Here is a 15,073-nt window from a genome sequence, read left to right as displayed (position 1 = left end):
CGCCGGCCGCCGACGCGGGTGTGACGAAGAGTTACCAACGATCGGGATCGCCGATCGGAACGCATCCGGAATCGTCGTTGGACGCCCGGAGCACCCCGCCCGTAGCGTCGGAGCCATGACCTTCCCGCCCGCCCTCACCGCCGCCGCGCCGCTCGGCGCGACCGGTGCAGCGAGCCGCGGGAGCGTCGGCACTCGAATGTCCTCGGACGGGAACCCCTTCGCGCCGGTGCGCGGATGTTCCTGTCCGGTCTCCCGCTGACGCCTCCGCGTCGCCCGACTCCTCCGCCCGACGGCCTGGCCCTCGCCGCCTGTCCCGGCATGTGCGCGCCGCCGCCCGCCGCGCGTCCCTCTCTCCGCGCCCTCCCGCGCTCCTCCGGCGTGCCCGCGCGCCTCCGGTGCGCCTCCGCACCCTCTCGAAAGGACCTCCCATGACCGTCGAGTTCATCTCCGCGATCAACGTCAACCACTCCAACGAGGTCAACGGCCTGGCCGACCCGGCCATCGACGTGGCCTACCTGCGCCGCTACTCCCGGATCCTCGAGGACGGCGGCTTCGACTACACGCTGGTGCCCTACGGCTCGGCCGGGCACGACCCGTTCACGATCGCCGCCGCGGTCACCCAGTACACCGAGCACCTGAAGCCGATCGTCGCGCTGCGGCCCAACACGGTCTACCCGACCGTCGCGGCGAAGGCGCTCGCCACTCTCGACCAGCTCTCGGGCGGCCGGGCCGTCGTGCACTTCATCGCCGGCGGGAACGACCACGAGCAGGCCCGCGAGGGCGACCGGCTGAGCAAGGCCGAGCGCTACGCGCGGCAGGAGGAGTACCTCCGCATCCTCCGGAAGGTCTGGTCGGCGACCGAGCCGTTCGATCACGAGGGCGAGTACTACCGCTTCGAGGACTTCGTCTCGCGGGTGCGGCCGGTGCGCGGCACCATCCCGATCTCGGTCGGCGGCTCGAGCGACGAGGCCTACCGCCAGGGCGGCGCACTCGCGGATGTCTTCGGCCTCTGGGGCGAGCCGCTGGCCGACACCCAGCAGCAGATCGACCGGATCGCGGACGCGGCGCTCGCCGCCGGCCGCGCGGACACCCCGCGCACCTGGGTCACCTTCCGGCCGATCATCGCGCCGACCGAGGAGCTCGCCTGGGAGAAGGCGCACCGGATCCTCGGCATCCTGCAGAGCCGCGGCGGCACGACGAACCCGCGGAAGGGCGAGAAGGGACTCTGGGTGCAGACGCCGAGCGCCACCGGCCCGGCGAACGTCGGCTCGCAGCGCCTCCTCGAAATCGCGCGGCGGAAGGACCTGCACGACCGGGCGCTCTGGACGCCGACCGCGACCGCCACCGGGGCGGCCGGCGCCTCCACCGCGCTCGTCGGCACGCCGGAGACGGTCGCCGCGGCGATCCTCGACTACGTCGACCTCGGCGCCGACCTGATCTCGATCAGCGGCTACGACAACCTGAACGACGCGGTCGACTACGGCCGGTACGTCATCCCGCTGGTCCGCGAGGAGCTCGCGCACCGCGAGACGACCGGGCGCCGCGGCGAGGTCGTCGCGCAGCCGCCGCTCGAGGCCGAGCTGGCCGGGGCGATCGCGTGACGCTGCTCACGGGAGCGCCCGCCACGGTGCTTCGCGCGCCCGTCCCGCCCGCGCCCGACCTCACCGACCGCGCGCTGGCGCGGGTCACCGCCCGCCTCGCCGAGACCGCCGAGCACTACGACCGCACCGCCGAGTTCCCCTGGCAGGGGATCCAGGCCGTGCACGAGGCGGGACTGCTCTCCCTCGGCGTCGGCACCCGCTACGGCGGCACGCCCGCCACCACCGTCGACCTCGTCCGCGTCTTCGGCGCGCTCGGCCAGGGCGACCCGGCGGTCGCGCTGATCTCGGCGATGACCGTGCTGCAGCACGCCGCGCAGGACCGCGCCGCGCTCTGGCCGGAGGAGCTCTACCGCTCGGTGCTCGCCGACTCCGCCGAGCGCCCTGTGCTGCTGAACGCGGTGCGCGCCGAGCCCGAGTGGGGCGCTCCGGCCCGGGGCGGCCTGCCCGCCACGACGATCAGCCGCGACGGCGACGGGTGGCTGCTCGAGGGCCGCAAGGGCTTCGCCACCGGCTCGGAGGGGCTGGCGTACAACCTGGTCTGGGCGGTCGATCACGGCGGGGCGTCGGGCGAGCCCGAGCTCGCGCACGCGATCGTGCCCGGCGACGCCCCCGGGGTCCGGATCGAGCGGACCTGGGACCACCTGGGCCAGCGGGCCTCGAGCACGCACGACGTGGTCTACGAGCAGGTCCGCCTGCCGTTGGAGCACTTCCGCGGCACGCCCCGCTCGCAGCTCGCGCCCGAGGCCGGAGCGGCCGGCGGCTTCGGTCTCGCGGTCGCGGCACTCTACGTCGGCGTCGGACGGGCGGCGCAGAGCTTCTTCGTGCGCTTCGCGAACGACCGGGTGCCCACCTCGCTCGGCCGGCCGATCGCCACGACGGAGCGGATCCGCTCGGTCGCCGGCGAGATCCAGGCGCAGCTGGTGCAGGCCGAGGAGGTGCTGCTCTCGCTGGCCGCGCGAGTGGACGCGGGCGATCCGCGCGCCGCCGAGCGCCTCGTGGTCGGCAAGCTGCTCGCCACCCGCTCGGCCGTCACCGCGGTCGAGACGGCCGTCGCCGCGCTCGGCAACCCCGGGCTCACCCGGCACCACCCGCTCGAGCGGCACCTCCGCGACGTCCTCGCCTCCCGGGTGCACCCGCCGCAGGACGACGCCGCCCTCCTGATCGCCGGCACGCGCTCGCTCGCGGCCGCCGCGCTCTGACAGCCCGCACTCCGACACCCCGCACTCCGACACCCCGCACTCCGACTTCTCTGCACGGGAGACCACCGCCATGACGTTCCACCGCTCACGCCCCCTCCGACGATCGGGCACCGCCGCCGCCGCGCTCGCCCTCGCCTCCGCGCTGGCCCTCTCCGCCTGCTCGGGCGCCTCGGGCGCGGGCGCCGTCTCCGACGACGCGACCCCCGTCGACGGCGGCCGGCTCTCGCTCGCCTTCTTCCCCGACAACGCCGCGTTCTCCTGCGTCGACCCGTTCCAGACCTACTGGATCGAGCACCGCACGGTGATCCGCAACGTCGCCGACTCGCTCACCGACCAGGATCCGGAGACCGGCGAGATCCAGCCCTGGCTCGCGACCGACTGGAGTGTCAACGACGCGGGCACCGAGTACACCTTCGACCTGCGCACCGACGTCACCTTCTCGGACGGCACGACCTTGACCGCGGAGAGCGTGAAGACCTCGTTCGACAACGACAAGGCGACCCTCGCGCAGCTGCCCTCGGCCTACGGAGGCGTCTACCTCGCCGGCTACTCGGGCACGGAGGTCGTGGACGCCGACACCGTGAAGGTCGTCTTCTCCACGCCCAACGCCGCGTTCCTGCAGGGCACCTCGACCACCAACCTGGCGATCCTCGCCGCCTCCTCCTACGAGAAGACGCCCGAGGAGCGCTGCCTCGGCGGGATCGTCGGCTCCGGCCCGTTCACGCTGACCGGCTACACCCCCGGCACCGGCATCACGCTGGACAAGCGCGACGGGTACGCCTGGGGCTCGGCCCTGCGCGAGAACACGGGGGAGGCGCACCTCGACGGGATCGACATCAGCTACGTCGCGGAGGACAGCGTCCGCGTCGGGCAGCTGACCAGCGACGAGATCGACATCGCCTGGCCGCGGAACCCGATCTCGGAGAACGACCAGGCCGTGATCACGGGCTCCGGCGACACGGTCGAGAGCCGCTCGCTGCCGGGCCCCGCGAGCAACTACTACCCGAACGTCGCCGAGGGGAAGATCCTCTCGGACGAGAGGGTGCGGCAGGCCGTGCAGAAGGCGATCGACCGCGACACCTACGCGACGACGGTCTTCGGCTCCGGCTACCCGGCCGCGACCAGCATCTACAACACGACGACTCCGTTCTACGAAGACGAGTCGTCGAAGCTCGCCTTCGACGCCGAGGGCGCGGGCGAGCTGCTGGACGAGGCGGGCTGGGAGCTCGGCGACGACGGCTACCGCTCGAAGGACGGGCGGCGGCTCACGCTCTCGGTGCCGATCGTCACCCAGTTCGGTGCCGGCGATCAGCTGATCCAGGACCAGCTGAAGCAGGTCGGCATCGAGCTCGAGCTGAACGTGATCACCAACGCCCAGCGCGCCGACGTGCTGAGCAGCGGCGACTACGACCTGATCTCGACCTACTACACGCGGGCCGACCCGGGAGTGATCCAGTGGATCATCGACTCCCGCTACGCCGGCTCGAAGGCGCAGGCGACGAACGGCCTCGACGCCGAGCAGGCCGCGACCGTGCAGGCCCTCCTCGACGAGGGCGTGCAGACGGTCGACACCGCGGCGCGCGCCGAGGTCTACGGCGAGCTGCAGGACTACCTGATCGACAACGCTTTGGTCTTCCCGTTCGCCGAGCGGGTCCAGCTGGCGGGCGTCTCATCGGCGGTGCACGGCTTCCGCTTCACCTCGGAGGCGTTCGGCGACTTCGCCGACGCCTGGATCCAGCCGTGACCGCGCTCGGCTCGGCACCGGCGGCGGCGGCACCGGGGACCGCTCCGGGGAGGCCGGGCGCCCGCTCGGCCCCCTCGGGCCTCGGCCGCTACCTCCTCGGCCGGCTCGGCCAGGCGGTGCTGGTGCTCTGGGCCGCGTACACCGTGACCTTCGCGGTGCTCTGGCTGCTGCCGAGCGACCCGCTGGCGCTCCTGCTCTCGGCCAACAACGTCGAGGTGGACTCGCTCACCCCGCAGCAGCTCGCGGAGGCTCGGGCCCGCTACGGGCTGGATCAGCCGGTCTGGCAGCAGTACGCGACGATGCTCGGCGACGCACTGCGGGGCGACTTCGGCACCTCGATCACCAAGGGGATCCCGGTCACCGACCTGATCGCGGAGAAGCTGCCCGGCACCCTGCAGCTCAGCGCCCTGGCGATCGGCCTCGCGCTGATCGGCGGCACCGTGCTCGCCTACCTCGCGGCGTACGTCCGCTGGGCGCCGCTGAAGACGGTGCTCGGCCGGCTGCCCTCCGCGGGTGTGGCGTTCCCGGGCTTCTGGATCGGCCTGCTGCTCATCCAGTTCTTCGCCTTCTCGCTGCACCTGCTGCCCTCCACCGGCAGCGCGATCCCGGCGAGCCTGATCCTGCCGGCGGTGACCATGGCGATCCCCACCTCCGCGATGCTCGCCCAGGTGCTGATCCGCAGCTTCGCGGACGTCGAGGCGGAGGCCTACATCACCACGGCCCGCGCCAAGGGCCTCTCCCGCGGCGCGGTGCAGTGGCGGCACGCCTTCCGCAACGCCTCGCTGCCGACGCTGACGATCCTCGGCATCCTGGCCGGCAACACCGTCACGGGAGCGATCGTCGCCGAGACGATCTTCGCCCGGCAGGGCATCGGCACTCTCGCCCAGGAGTCGGTGCTCACCCAGGACGTGCCGGTCGTCCAGGCGATCGTCGTGCTGGCGGCCGTCGTGTTCGTCGGCATCAACCTCCTGGTCGACCTGCTCTACCCCCTCCTCGATCCGCGCATCACCTCGACACCGAAGGCGAGCCGACCATGACTCTCGAACTCACCCGGCCCGAGGCGCTCGTCGTCCCCGAGCCGCTCACCCGCGCGGCGCACGGCCGGGGCGCCCGCCGCGTGCGGGTCCTCCGCCTGCTGCTGCGCCGCCCGGGCTTCGTGCTGGCGCTGGTCTTCGTGCTGTTCGTCCTGGCCTCGGCGATCGCTCCCGCGCTGTTCACCGGCGTCGACCCGACGGCGACCGCGCCGGCCGACAAGCTGCAGGCGCCGAGCCTCGTGCACCTCTTCGGCACCGACGAGCTGGGCCGCGACCTGTTCGCGCGGGTCCTGCACGGCGGGGCGCTGACGGTGCAGGCGACGGTGATCGCCCTCGCGATCGCCCTGGTCGGCGGGCTGACACTCGGCGTGGTCTCCGGCTCCGCGGGCGGAGTGGTGGACGCGGTGATCATGCGGATCGTCGACGTGCTGCTGGCGATCCCGGGGCTGCTGCTCGCCCTGGCGATCGTGACGGCGATCGGCTTCGGCACGCTGCCGGTGGCGCTCGCCGTGGGGATCGGCATCCTGCCCGGCTTCGCGCGCACCACCCGCGCCGAGGTGCTCCGCGTGCGCACGCTGCCCTACGTCGAGGCCGCGCGCACCGGAGGGGCCAGCCGGCTGCGTGTGCTCGTGCGGCACGTGCTGCCCAACTCCTGGGGGCCGGTCGCCGTGCTGGCCGTGCTCGATCTCGGCACCGCGATCATCGCGATCGCCGCGCTGAGCTTCCTCGGCTTCGGCGCGGCGCCGCCCGCAGCGGAGTGGGGGACGCTGATCTCCAGCGGCCGCAACTACCTCGTCACCAGCCCGTGGCTGTCGCTGCTGCCGGGGCTCTTCGTCGGGCTGCTGGTCTTCGCGCTCAACCACGTGGCCAAGAGCCTCGAGGAGGTGCAGCGATGAGCGCCGGGGTGGTCCCCTCCGCAGGGCCCGCCGCGTCCGGCCCGCTCGTGCGGCTCGACCGCCTCAGCGTCGCCTACGGCGAGCGCACGGTCGTGCACGAGGTCTCGCTCGAGATCGCGGCCGGCGAGATCGTCGCCGTGGTCGGCGAGTCCGGCTCGGGCAAGTCGACGACCGCGAACGCCGTGCTCTGCCTGCTGCCCTCCGGCGGCCGGATCACCGGCGGCTCGATCGCAATCGCCGGCGAGGACGTGACGCATGCGGGCGAGAAGCGGCTCCGGCACCTGCGCGGCCGCTTCGTCGGCCTCGTGCCGCAGGACCCGATGGTCGGGCTCAACCCGACGCTGCGCATCGGCGCCGAGGTGGCGGAGGCGGTGCGCCTGCGCGGCGTCGACCGCCGCTCCGTCGACGCCGAGGTGCTCGAGGCGCTCCGGCAGTCGGGCATCGACGATCCGGAGCTGCGCGCCCGGCAGTACCCGCACGAGCTGTCCGGCGGGCTGCGCCAGCGGGCGCTGATCGCGATCGCGCTGGCCGGCCGGCCGCGGCTGATCATCGCCGACGAGCCGACCTCGGCCCTGGACGTCACCGTGCAGAAGCGCCTGCTCGATCACCTGCAGTCGCTGGTCCGCGAGCAGGGCATCGCGCTGCTGATCATCACCCACGACCTCGCCGTCGCCGCCGACCGGGCCGACCGCGTCCTCGTGCTGCGCGAGGGCCGGGTGGTCGAGCAGGGCCCGCCCGCGCAGATCCTGGTCGCGCCGCGCGAGGAGTACACCCGCGAGCTGCTCGCGGCGGCGCCGGGACTCGGCGGCGAGCTCGTGCCGCGCTTCGAGCACGTCGAGCCGGCTCCGGAGATCGTGCGGGTCGAGAGCGTGGTGAAGGACTTCGCGCTGCCGGGCCGCCGCCCGCCGTACCGCGCGCTCGACGACGTCTCGTTCTCGATCCGCGCGGGGCAGACCCTCGCGCTGGTGGGGGAGTCGGGCTCGGGCAAGACGACCGCGCTGCGGATCGCCCTCGGTCTCGAGCGGGCGTCGAGCGGCCGGGTGCTCGTGGAGGGGAAGGACCTCACCGCGGCGAGCGACCGGCAGTGGCGGCCGCTGCGCCGGCGGATCCAGCTCGTGCAGCAGAACCCCTTCGCCGCGCTCGACCCGCGCTTCACGGTGCTGGAGTCGGTCGTCGAGCCGCTGGTCTCGTTCCGGATCGGCGACCGCGCCTCGCGGCTGGAGCGGGCTCGCGAGCTGCTCGACCGGGTCGGGCTGCCCGGCTCCTTCCTCTCCCGGCTGCCGGCCGAGCTCTCCGGCGGTCAGCGCCAGCGGGTCGCGATCGCCCGCGCGCTCGCCCTCGGGCCGGATCTCGTGCTCCTCGACGAGCCCGTCTCCGCGCTGGATGTGTCGGTGCAGGCGCAGATCCTCGGGCTCCTGGTCGAGCTGCAGCGCGATCTCGGCGTCGCCTACCTCTTCGTCTCGCACGACCTGGCCGTCGTCGCCGAGGTCTCGCACGAGGTCGTCGTCCTCGACCGCGGGCGGGTGCGGGAGGCGGGGACCACGGCCCGCGTCTTCGGCTCGCCCGCCGCGGAGTGCACCCGCACCCTGCTCGCGGCGATCCCCGGCCGAGCGGCGGTGCGCCCGTGAGCGGCCGCTTCCTCGTGATCGGCGGCGGGGCCGTCGGCTCGGTCCTCGCCGCGCAGCTGCACCTGGCAGGGCAGCCGGTCCTGCTCGTGGCGCGCGGGGAGCACCTGCGGCTCCTCCGCGAGAACGGGCTGCGGGTGCGCCGGCCCGCGGGCGACGAGATCGTCCGGCTGCCCGTCGCCGCCGGCCCCGCGGAGGCGGCGCCCGCGCGCGGCGACGTCCTCGTGCTCGCGGTGAAGGCGCAGGACGCGGAGGCGGCGCTCGCCGAGTGGGCCTGGACGCCGCTCGCCCGGGCCGGGGCCGGGGCCGAGCTGCCGGTGCTGACCCTGCAGAACGGACTCGCCACGGAGGACAGCGCGCTGCGCCGCTTCGCCGCGGTCTACGGGGTGTCGATCGGCATCGCCGCCAGCTTCCTGGTGCCCGGCGAGGTCGTCTCGCCCTCCTTCCCGACCGTGGGCGTGCTCCGGATCGGCCGGCACCCCGACGCCGCCGATCCGCGCGCGGAGGAGTACGCCGCGATCCTCCGCGACGCCGGTTTCGCCGCCCGCGCCGTGCCCGACATCGGCGCCTGGAAGGCCCGCAAGCTGCTCGCCAACGCGGCGAACGGCCTCGACCTGTTCGAGGGCCCGGCCGAGCAGCGCGCCGCCGCGCGCGTCCTGCTCGTCGCGGAGGCGCGCGCCGCCCTCGCCGCCAACGGCCTCGCGGTCGCTCCCGACGACGGCACGCGCCTCGCCGTCGATCCCGTGCCCGGCCACACCGCCGGCCGGCTGTCGACCTGGCAGAGCGCCGCCCGCGGCACGAGCAGCGAGATCGACCACCTCACCGGCGAGATCGTGCTGCTCGCGCGGCGTGCCGGCGTGCCCGCCCCCGTCAACGAGCGCCTGCAGCTCCTGCTCGGCCTGCACGGCCGCGCCGCGGCCGCCGCGCCGCTCCCGCTCGCGGACCTGCTCGCCCCCGTCCCCGTGCTCGTCGAGTAGCCCCGTCCTCATGCTGGTCGAGCAGCCCCACCAGGCCAGCCTCATGTTGGTCGAGTGGCCCCGCAGGGGCGTATCGAGACCCACCCCCTTCGAACACTCACCCGCCGGTACGCCCGCCCTACCAAGGAGCCCCCCATGACCCTCACCCACCCGCCCACCACCGCCCCCGCCGCCCGCGCCTTCGACGAGCCCGAGGGCATCGCCCCGCGCGGCATCCTCGTCGTCCTCGGCGGCCGCGGCGAGACTCCCGCCGTCTACGAGCGCTTCGGCAGCCGCATCGCCCGCGACGCCTACCGTGTCCGCGCCTTCGGCGACGCCACGGCCCCCGGCGTCCGCGACGCCGCGCTCGCCCTCCTCCGCGACCCCGCGACCATCGCCCCGCTCGTCCTCGTCGGCTCCGACGCCGGCGCGGCCGTCGCCCTCGAGCTCGCCGCGACGGAGCCGGTCGACGCCGTCGTCCTCGCCGGACTGCCCGTGCGCGCCGAGAGCGGCGGGGGGATCGGCGAGCGGACCGCCTGTCCGAACCACGCCGGCGTCCTCGAGCGCGAGACCGACTCCGCCGCGCGCGACGCCGCACTGCCGCCCGAGCTGCTCACCGTCGCCGCCAGTGCCGTCACCGTTCCGCTGCTCGCGCTGCACGGCGCGGCCGACGCGATCAGCCCGCTCGCGGAGGCGGTCGCCGTCTACCGCACCGCCCCGCGGGCCGAGATCCACGTCCTCGCCGACGGCCGCCACGACGCGCTGAACGACGCGACGCACCGCTCGGCCGCGGCGACGGTGGTCCTCTTCCTCGAGCGGGTGAAGGCGTCGGCCGCCGCCGCGCCGATCATCGAGCGGATCGCGGAGTGAGCGCGCTCGGCCCGGCCGTCGACCCCACCCCTGTCGAGATCACCGCCGACGTCCCCACCGCCGACCGCTCCGGCTGGTCCCCCGGCGGCACCCCGCTCGGCGTCGTGCGCGCCCGCTCGGTCGACCACGTCCGCGCCGCGCTCCGGCACGCCTCCGCCCACGGCATCCCCGTCGTCACCCGCGGCGCCGCCAGCGGACTCGCCGGCGGCGCCAGCGCGGGGGAGGGCGTCCTCGTCCTCGACGTCTCCGGCCTGGACCGCATCCTCGAGATCGACCCCGTCGACGGCGTCGCCCGCGTCGAGCCGGGCGTCATCACCGCCGATCTCGACCGCGCCGCCGCCGTGCACGGCCTCCTCTACGCTCCGGACCCCGGCAGCGTCGAGATCGCGACGATCGGCGGCACCATCGCCACCAACGCCGGCGGCCTGCGCGGCGCGAAGTACGGAGTCACCCGCGACGCCGTCTTCGCGCTCGACGTCGTCCTGGCCGACGGCTCGCTCGTCCACCTCGGCCGCGACACCGGGAAAGGCGTCGTCGGCCTCGACCTCACCGCGCTCGTCGTCGGCTCCGAGGGCAGCCTCGGCGTGGTCGTCGGCGCGACCCTCCGCCTGCTGCCCCGGCCGCGAGCGACCGCGACCGCCGCCGCCTTCTTCGCCGACGTGGCCGCGGGCGCCGAGGCCGCCGTCGCCCTCGCCCGTGCGGGTCTGCGCCCGAGCGTGCTCGAGCTGGTCGACGACCGCACGCTCGAGGCCATCGACGCCCTGCGCGGCTCGACCCTGGCCGGCCGCGGCGGCGCCTTCCTCCTGGTGCAGACCGACGGCTTCGGCGCCGCCGAGGAGATCGCCGAGGTGCGCGCGGTGCTCGCCGCGACCGCGCTCAGCGTCGAGACCACCCTCGACCCGGCCGAGGGTCTCGCCCTCGCGAGCGCCCGCCGCGACGCCCTGCCCGCGATCGAGGCCCGCGGTCGCGTGCTGATCGAGGACATCGCCGTGCCCCGCTCCCGCCTCGCCGAGGCGATCCGCCGCGTGCACGCCATCGCCGCGGACACCGGCGCCGACGTCTACGTCTTCGCCCACGCCGGCGACGGCAATCTGCACCCGATCATCCGCCTGCGCGACGACTCCGAGCGGTCCCGCCGCCAGGCCGACGCCGCGGCCGAGGCGGTCTTCGCGCTCGCCCTCGACCTCGGCGGCACCGTCAGCGGCGAGCACGGCGTCGGCGCCCTCAAGCGCGACTGGGCCCGCCGCGAGCTCGGCCCCGACGTCGTCGCCCTGCAGCGCGCGGTGCAGCGGGTCTTCGATCCGCAGGGCATCCTGAATCCCGGTACCGCGCTGTGAGCGCACCCCTCGAGAGGACCGACATGACCACCACCCTCCGCTCCGACGTGCTCGTCACCCCCGACGAGCTGGCGGCGGCACTCGCCTCACCCGAGCCGCCGCTCGTCCTCGACGTGCGCTGGCGTCTCGACCGCCCCGACGGCCGCCCCGCGTACCTCGAGGGCCACGTCCCCGGCGCCGTGTACGTCGACCTCGACCACGAGCTCGCCGCGCACGGCGCCCCCGAGGACGGCCGCCACCCCCTGCCTCCGATCGAGGCGCTGCAGGAGTCGGCGCGCCGCTGGGGTCTGCGCCATGGTCAGGCCGTCGTCGTCTACGACGACCTGAAGAACCTCTCCTCCGCGCGGGCCTGGTGGCTGCTGCGCGCCGCCGGAGTCGCCGACGTGCGCCTCCTCGACGGCTCGCTCCGCGCCTGGACCGCCTCGGGCCGCGCGCTGGAGACGGGCCCCGTTTCGCCGGTCGCGGGCGACGTCGAGCTGGCCTACGGCGCCCTGCCGGTGCTCGACATCGACGAGGCCGCCGCGCTGCCGTCCTCCGGCGTCCTCCTCGACGCCCGCGCCCCCGAGCGCTACCGCGGCGACGTCGAGCCGATCGACCCCCGCGCCGGCCACATCCCCGGCGCTCTGAACGCCCCCGCGACGGGCAACGTCGACGCCGACGGCCGCTTCCTCGACGCCGCCGCCCTGCGCACCCGCTTCGAGTCCCTCGGCGTCCGCCCCGACGCCCCCGTCGGCGTCTACTGCGGCTCCGGAGTCACGGCCGCCGCCGACGCCGTCGCACTCACCCTCGCCGGCTTCGCCCCGTCCCTCTACCCCGGCTCCTGGTCCCAGTGGTCGAACACCCCCGCCCGCCCGGTCGCCACCGGCCCGGACGCCTAGCCCCCTTCATGCTGGTCGAGTTGCGTGCAGCGCACCCCATGCTGGTCGAGTAGCGCGCAGCGCGTATCGAGACCCGCCCGCGACCAGACCATCAGCCGAGAGCCCCGCTCACCACTCATCACTCCGCAGAAGTCGTCGTACCGGGCACTCGAGTACGACAACTTCTGCCGACTCGCGGCCGCAGCCGCGGTCTGCGCCGCCGACTCCTCAAGAGTTGCGGTAGTCGCGCCCGGCTACCGCAACTTCTGCGTACTCGCCGGCGCCGCGTGCGCCTGCGTCGAGTCGGCTCCGCAGGAGTTGTCGGAGCGGGCGCTCGGGTACGACGACTTCTGCGCACTCGCGGCCGCAGCCGCGGTCGGCGCCGCCGACTCCTCAAGAGTTGCGGTAGTCGCGCTCGGCTACCGCAACTTCTGCGCACTCGCCGGCGCCGCGTGCCCCGCGTCGAGTCGGCTCCGCCGATGACTCAGCAGAAGTTGCGGTAGTCGCGTTCGACTACCGCAACTTTCGAGGAGTGGGATGGGGCGGCGGCGCCCCCGGCGTCAGCCCAGGCGGGAGTGCTCGCCGAGGTGGTGCCACGTCCGGTTGTGGTACACCAGCGGCGCGGTGGCGTCGGAGTCGTCGGGGACGTGCGCCTCGAGGGCGTGCACGGCGACGATCGTCGACGAGCCGGCCTCCATGCGGTTGATGACGGTGCCGCGGATCCACGCGGAGGCGCCGGGGAAGTACGGCTCGCCGGTGGGCAGCCTCGACCAGATCGAGGTGTCGGCGAAGCGGTCGATGCCGCTGGTCGAGCCGAGGCGGGCGAGGTCGAGCTGCTCGGCGCCGAGCAGGTGCACGACGAGGGTCTCCGACGCCTGGATGGCCGGCGAGCTGGACGACGCGGAGGACAGCGAGAACACGAACAGCGGCGGCTCGGCGCTCACGGAGAAGACGGACGTCGCGGTCAGCGCGACCGGTCCGGTGCCCGGGTCGGCGGTGATCAGCGCGACCCCCGCGGCGTGGTTGCGGAAGGCGAGCTTGAAGTCCGCGGGCGAGAGCCCGGCGAAGGCGGCGTGCGGTCGGCCGTCGGCAGGCGCGGACCCGACGGACGCGGCGGTGTCGGACGCGGTGGCGAGGTTCTCACGGCTCATCGGAGACTCCAGATCGATCGGGGTTGCGGCGCGGAACGGGCCCGTCATCGCGCCGCAGCACGGCCCCTCCAGCCTGTCGCACCGGGCGGAGTCCGTTCGCCTCATTGCGGAGTATGACACTCCCGCCTCCGCCCCCCCCGGAGCACGCACCGCTCGTCCGATCTGCAGGCGATGCGACGGTGAGAGCCCTCCCACCCGCGCACGGGGACGGCACAGCCCCCGGATCGCCTGCAGATCGAACACCCACCCCCCGTCCGCTCCCCGCGCAACCCGTGGCACCCCCGCCCGCACGCGCGCAGACTCGACACCATGGCCCACCGCCCCCGCGAATCGAGCACCCGCCCCGAGAACAAGACCTGCGCCTCCTGCGGCCGCGAGATGGAGTGGCGCGCGAAGTGGGCGCGCGACTGGGAGAACGTCCGCTACTGCTCCGACGCCTGCCGCCGCCGCGGCGTCGGCCCGGAGGAGGCGCGCCTCGAGGAGGAGATCCGCACCGTCCTCCTCGCCCGCGCCGCGTCCGCCACCGCCTGCCCGTCCGAGGTCGCCCGCCGCGTCGGGGGAGAGGAGTGGCGGCCGCTGATGGAGCCGGTCCGCCGCGCCGCCCGCCGCCTCGTCGACCGCGGCGAGATCGACATCGTCCAGGGCGGGCAGATCATCGATCCCTCCCGCGCCAAGGGCCCGATCCGCCTGCGCCGCCGACCCGGGGGACCGCTGTCGCCCGACGGCGGCGCCCGCTAGCCTCGCTGACATGCCCAGCAGCGACGCCGTCGTCCTCACCGTCCCCGGACCGCACGGCGACCGGGAGGTGCGCGTCTCCAGCCCGGGCCGCGTGCTGTTCCCGGAGCCGGGCATCACCAAGCGCGAGGTGGCGGAGTACCTGATCGCGGTCGGCGCGGCCTTCGTCGCCGCCAACGGCGACCGGCCGATCTCGCTGCAGCGCTTCTCCTCCGGCATCGACGGCGACCAGTTCTTCTCCAAGAACCCGCCCAAGGGCGCGCCGGAGTACGTCCGCTCCGTCCCCGTCACCTACCCCAGCGGCCGCGTGCACCCGCAGCTCGTGATCGACGAGCCCGCCGTCGCCGTCTGGGCCGCGCAGATGAACACCCTCGTCTTCCACCCGTGGGCGTCCCGGGCCGAGGACTCCGACCGGCCCGATCAGCTCCGCATCGACCTCGACCCGCAGCCGGGCACCGATGTCGCCGACGCTGTCATTGCGGCCCACGCGCTCCGCGAGGTGCTGCGCGAGGCGGGCCTGGAGTCGTTCGTGAAGACCTCCGGCAACCGCGGGCTGCACGTGTTCGCGCCGATCGTGGCCGAGCACGAGTTCCTCGACGTGCGGCACGCGGTGATCGCCGCCGGCCGCGAGCTCGAGCGGCGGATGCCCGAGCAGGTCACGACGGCGTGGTGGAAGGAGGAGCGCGGCGAGCGGATCTTCGTCGACTTCAACCAGGCCAACCGCGACCGCACGATGGCCGGCGCCTACAGTCCGCGTCCGCTCGCGCACGCTCCGGTCTCCTGCCCGGTCGAGTGGGAGGAGCTCGACGGGATCGATCCGACCGCGTTCACGATCCGCACGGTTCCCGAGCGTCTGAGCACGACCGGCGACCCCTGGGCGCGGATGCACGACGCCCCCGGCCGCCTCGACGTGCTCCTCGGCTGGTGGGAGCGCGACCTCTCCGCGGGCCTCGGCGAGCTGCCCTTCCCGCCGGACTTCCCGAAGATGCCGGGCGAGCCGCCCCGCGTCCAGCCCAGCCGCGCGAAGAAGCCGGCGGCGGAGTCCGCGGAGGTCGACGCCGAGTAGCG

General features: G+C 74.6%; 13 protein-coding genes. 12 read left to right on the top strand and 1 reads right to left on the bottom strand.

Annotation, left to right across the window (positions count from 1 at the left end):
- Nucleotides 1-428: 428 nt before the first annotated feature.
- The 10 genes from EDF43_RS09305 to EDF43_RS09260 all read left to right on the top strand — a co-directional run bounded on the left by EDF43_RS09305 (nucleotide 429) and on the right by EDF43_RS09260 (nucleotide 12,140).
- Nucleotides 429-1,601 (top strand): LLM class flavin-dependent oxidoreductase, encoded by a 1,173-nt coding sequence (locus EDF43_RS09305; RefSeq protein WP_132436432.1) that lies wholly within the window; start codon nucleotides 429-431, stop codon nucleotides 1,599-1,601.
- The gene (locus tag EDF43_RS09300; protein WP_132436430.1) at nucleotides 1,598-2,800 is read left to right on the top strand and encodes an acyl-CoA dehydrogenase family protein; all 1,203 of its coding nucleotides are present in this window, start codon (nucleotides 1,598-1,600) and stop codon (nucleotides 2,798-2,800) included. The genes EDF43_RS09305 and EDF43_RS09300 overlap by 4 nt, the downstream gene beginning before the upstream one ends.
- Nucleotides 2,801-2,870: 70 nt before the next feature.
- Nucleotides 2,871-4,544 carry an ABC transporter substrate-binding protein gene (locus tag EDF43_RS09295; protein WP_132436428.1) on the top strand — a complete coding sequence of 558 codons (1,674 nt, stop codon included), beginning with the start codon at nucleotides 2,871-2,873 and terminating at the stop codon, nucleotides 4,542-4,544.
- Complete coding sequence (locus EDF43_RS09290; RefSeq protein ID WP_132436426.1) at nucleotides 4,541-5,581, top strand: ABC transporter permease; 1,041 nt, start codon at nucleotides 4,541-4,543, stop codon at nucleotides 5,579-5,581. The genes EDF43_RS09295 and EDF43_RS09290 overlap by 4 nt, the downstream gene beginning before the upstream one ends.
- Entirely contained in the window at nucleotides 5,578-6,474 is an 897-nt protein-coding gene (locus EDF43_RS09285; RefSeq protein ID WP_132436424.1) for an ABC transporter permease, read from the top strand. The genes EDF43_RS09290 and EDF43_RS09285 overlap by 4 nt, the downstream gene beginning before the upstream one ends.
- Nucleotides 6,471-8,102, top strand: coding sequence for an ABC transporter ATP-binding protein (locus tag EDF43_RS09280; protein WP_132436422.1), 1,632 nt, complete (start codon nucleotides 6,471-6,473; stop codon nucleotides 8,100-8,102). The genes EDF43_RS09285 and EDF43_RS09280 overlap by 4 nt, the downstream gene beginning before the upstream one ends.
- A complete protein-coding gene (locus tag EDF43_RS09275; RefSeq protein ID WP_165909062.1) occupies nucleotides 8,099-9,076 on the top strand; it encodes a 2-dehydropantoate 2-reductase N-terminal domain-containing protein in 978 nt (325 codons plus the stop codon). The genes EDF43_RS09280 and EDF43_RS09275 overlap by 4 nt, the downstream gene beginning before the upstream one ends.
- 135 nt (nucleotides 9,077-9,211) lie before the next feature.
- Complete coding sequence (locus EDF43_RS09270) at nucleotides 9,212-9,925, top strand: lysophospholipase (RefSeq protein ID WP_132436418.1); 714 nt, start codon at nucleotides 9,212-9,214, stop codon at nucleotides 9,923-9,925.
- A complete protein-coding gene (locus tag EDF43_RS09265) occupies nucleotides 9,922-11,262 on the top strand; it encodes an FAD-linked oxidase C-terminal domain-containing protein (RefSeq protein WP_132436416.1) in 1,341 nt (446 codons plus the stop codon). The genes EDF43_RS09270 and EDF43_RS09265 overlap by 4 nt, the downstream gene beginning before the upstream one ends.
- 23 nt (nucleotides 11,263-11,285) lie before the next feature.
- The gene (locus EDF43_RS09260) at nucleotides 11,286-12,140 is read left to right on the top strand and encodes a sulfurtransferase (protein WP_132436414.1); all 855 of its coding nucleotides are present in this window, start codon (nucleotides 11,286-11,288) and stop codon (nucleotides 12,138-12,140) included.
- A gap of 539 nt (nucleotides 12,141-12,679) precedes the next feature.
- Here EDF43_RS09260 and EDF43_RS09255 read toward each other — a convergent pair.
- Complete coding sequence (locus EDF43_RS09255; RefSeq protein ID WP_132436412.1) at nucleotides 12,680-13,270, bottom strand: flavin reductase family protein; 591 nt, start codon at nucleotides 13,268-13,270, stop codon at nucleotides 12,680-12,682.
- A 309-nt stretch (nucleotides 13,271-13,579) separates the two neighbouring features.
- Between EDF43_RS09255 and EDF43_RS09250 the strand changes: the two genes are divergently transcribed.
- Both EDF43_RS09250 and ligD read left to right on the top strand, forming a co-directional pair.
- Entirely contained in the window at nucleotides 13,580-14,008 is a 429-nt protein-coding gene (locus tag EDF43_RS09250) for a DUF2256 and DUF3253 domain-containing protein (RefSeq protein ID WP_132436410.1), read from the top strand.
- A 10-nt stretch (nucleotides 14,009-14,018) separates the two neighbouring features.
- The gene (gene ligD, locus EDF43_RS09245) at nucleotides 14,019-15,071 is read left to right on the top strand and encodes a non-homologous end-joining DNA ligase (protein ID WP_207901649.1); all 1,053 of its coding nucleotides are present in this window, start codon (nucleotides 14,019-14,021) and stop codon (nucleotides 15,069-15,071) included.
- The last annotated feature ends 2 nt before the right edge of the window (nucleotides 15,072-15,073 follow it).

Source organism: Rathayibacter sp. PhB179 (assembly GCF_004345345.1).
Lineage (GTDB): Bacteria > Actinomycetota > Actinomycetes > Actinomycetales > Microbacteriaceae > Rathayibacter > Rathayibacter festucae.
Note: the sequence above shows the minus strand (reverse complement) of the source record. Positions and strands in the feature narration are given on the sequence as shown.

Excerpts from the sequence above, each read along its gene's own strand:
- EDF43_RS09295 (WP_132436428.1), top strand. The coding sequence starts at position 2,871 with ATGACGTTCCACCGCTCACGCCCCCTCCGACGATCGGGCACCGCCGCC.
- EDF43_RS09280 (WP_132436422.1), top strand. The coding sequence starts at position 6,471 with ATGAGCGCCGGGGTGGTCCCCTCCGCAGGGCCCGCCGCGTCCGGCCCG.
- ligD (WP_207901649.1), top strand. The coding sequence starts at position 14,019 with ATGCCCAGCAGCGACGCCGTCGTCCTCACCGTCCCCGGACCGCACGGC.
- EDF43_RS09250 (WP_132436410.1), top strand. The coding sequence starts at position 13,580 with ATGGCCCACCGCCCCCGCGAATCGAGCACCCGCCCCGAGAACAAGACC.
- EDF43_RS09270 (WP_132436418.1), top strand. The coding sequence starts at position 9,212 with ATGACCCTCACCCACCCGCCCACCACCGCCCCCGCCGCCCGCGCCTTC.
- EDF43_RS09305 (WP_132436432.1), top strand. The coding sequence starts at position 429 with ATGACCGTCGAGTTCATCTCCGCGATCAACGTCAACCACTCCAACGAG.
- EDF43_RS09260 (WP_132436414.1), top strand. The coding sequence starts at position 11,286 with ATGACCACCACCCTCCGCTCCGACGTGCTCGTCACCCCCGACGAGCTG.
- EDF43_RS09285 (WP_132436424.1), top strand. The coding sequence starts at position 5,578 with ATGACTCTCGAACTCACCCGGCCCGAGGCGCTCGTCGTCCCCGAGCCG.
- EDF43_RS09255 (WP_132436412.1), bottom strand. The coding sequence starts at position 13,270 with ATGAGCCGTGAGAACCTCGCCACCGCGTCCGACACCGCCGCGTCCGTC.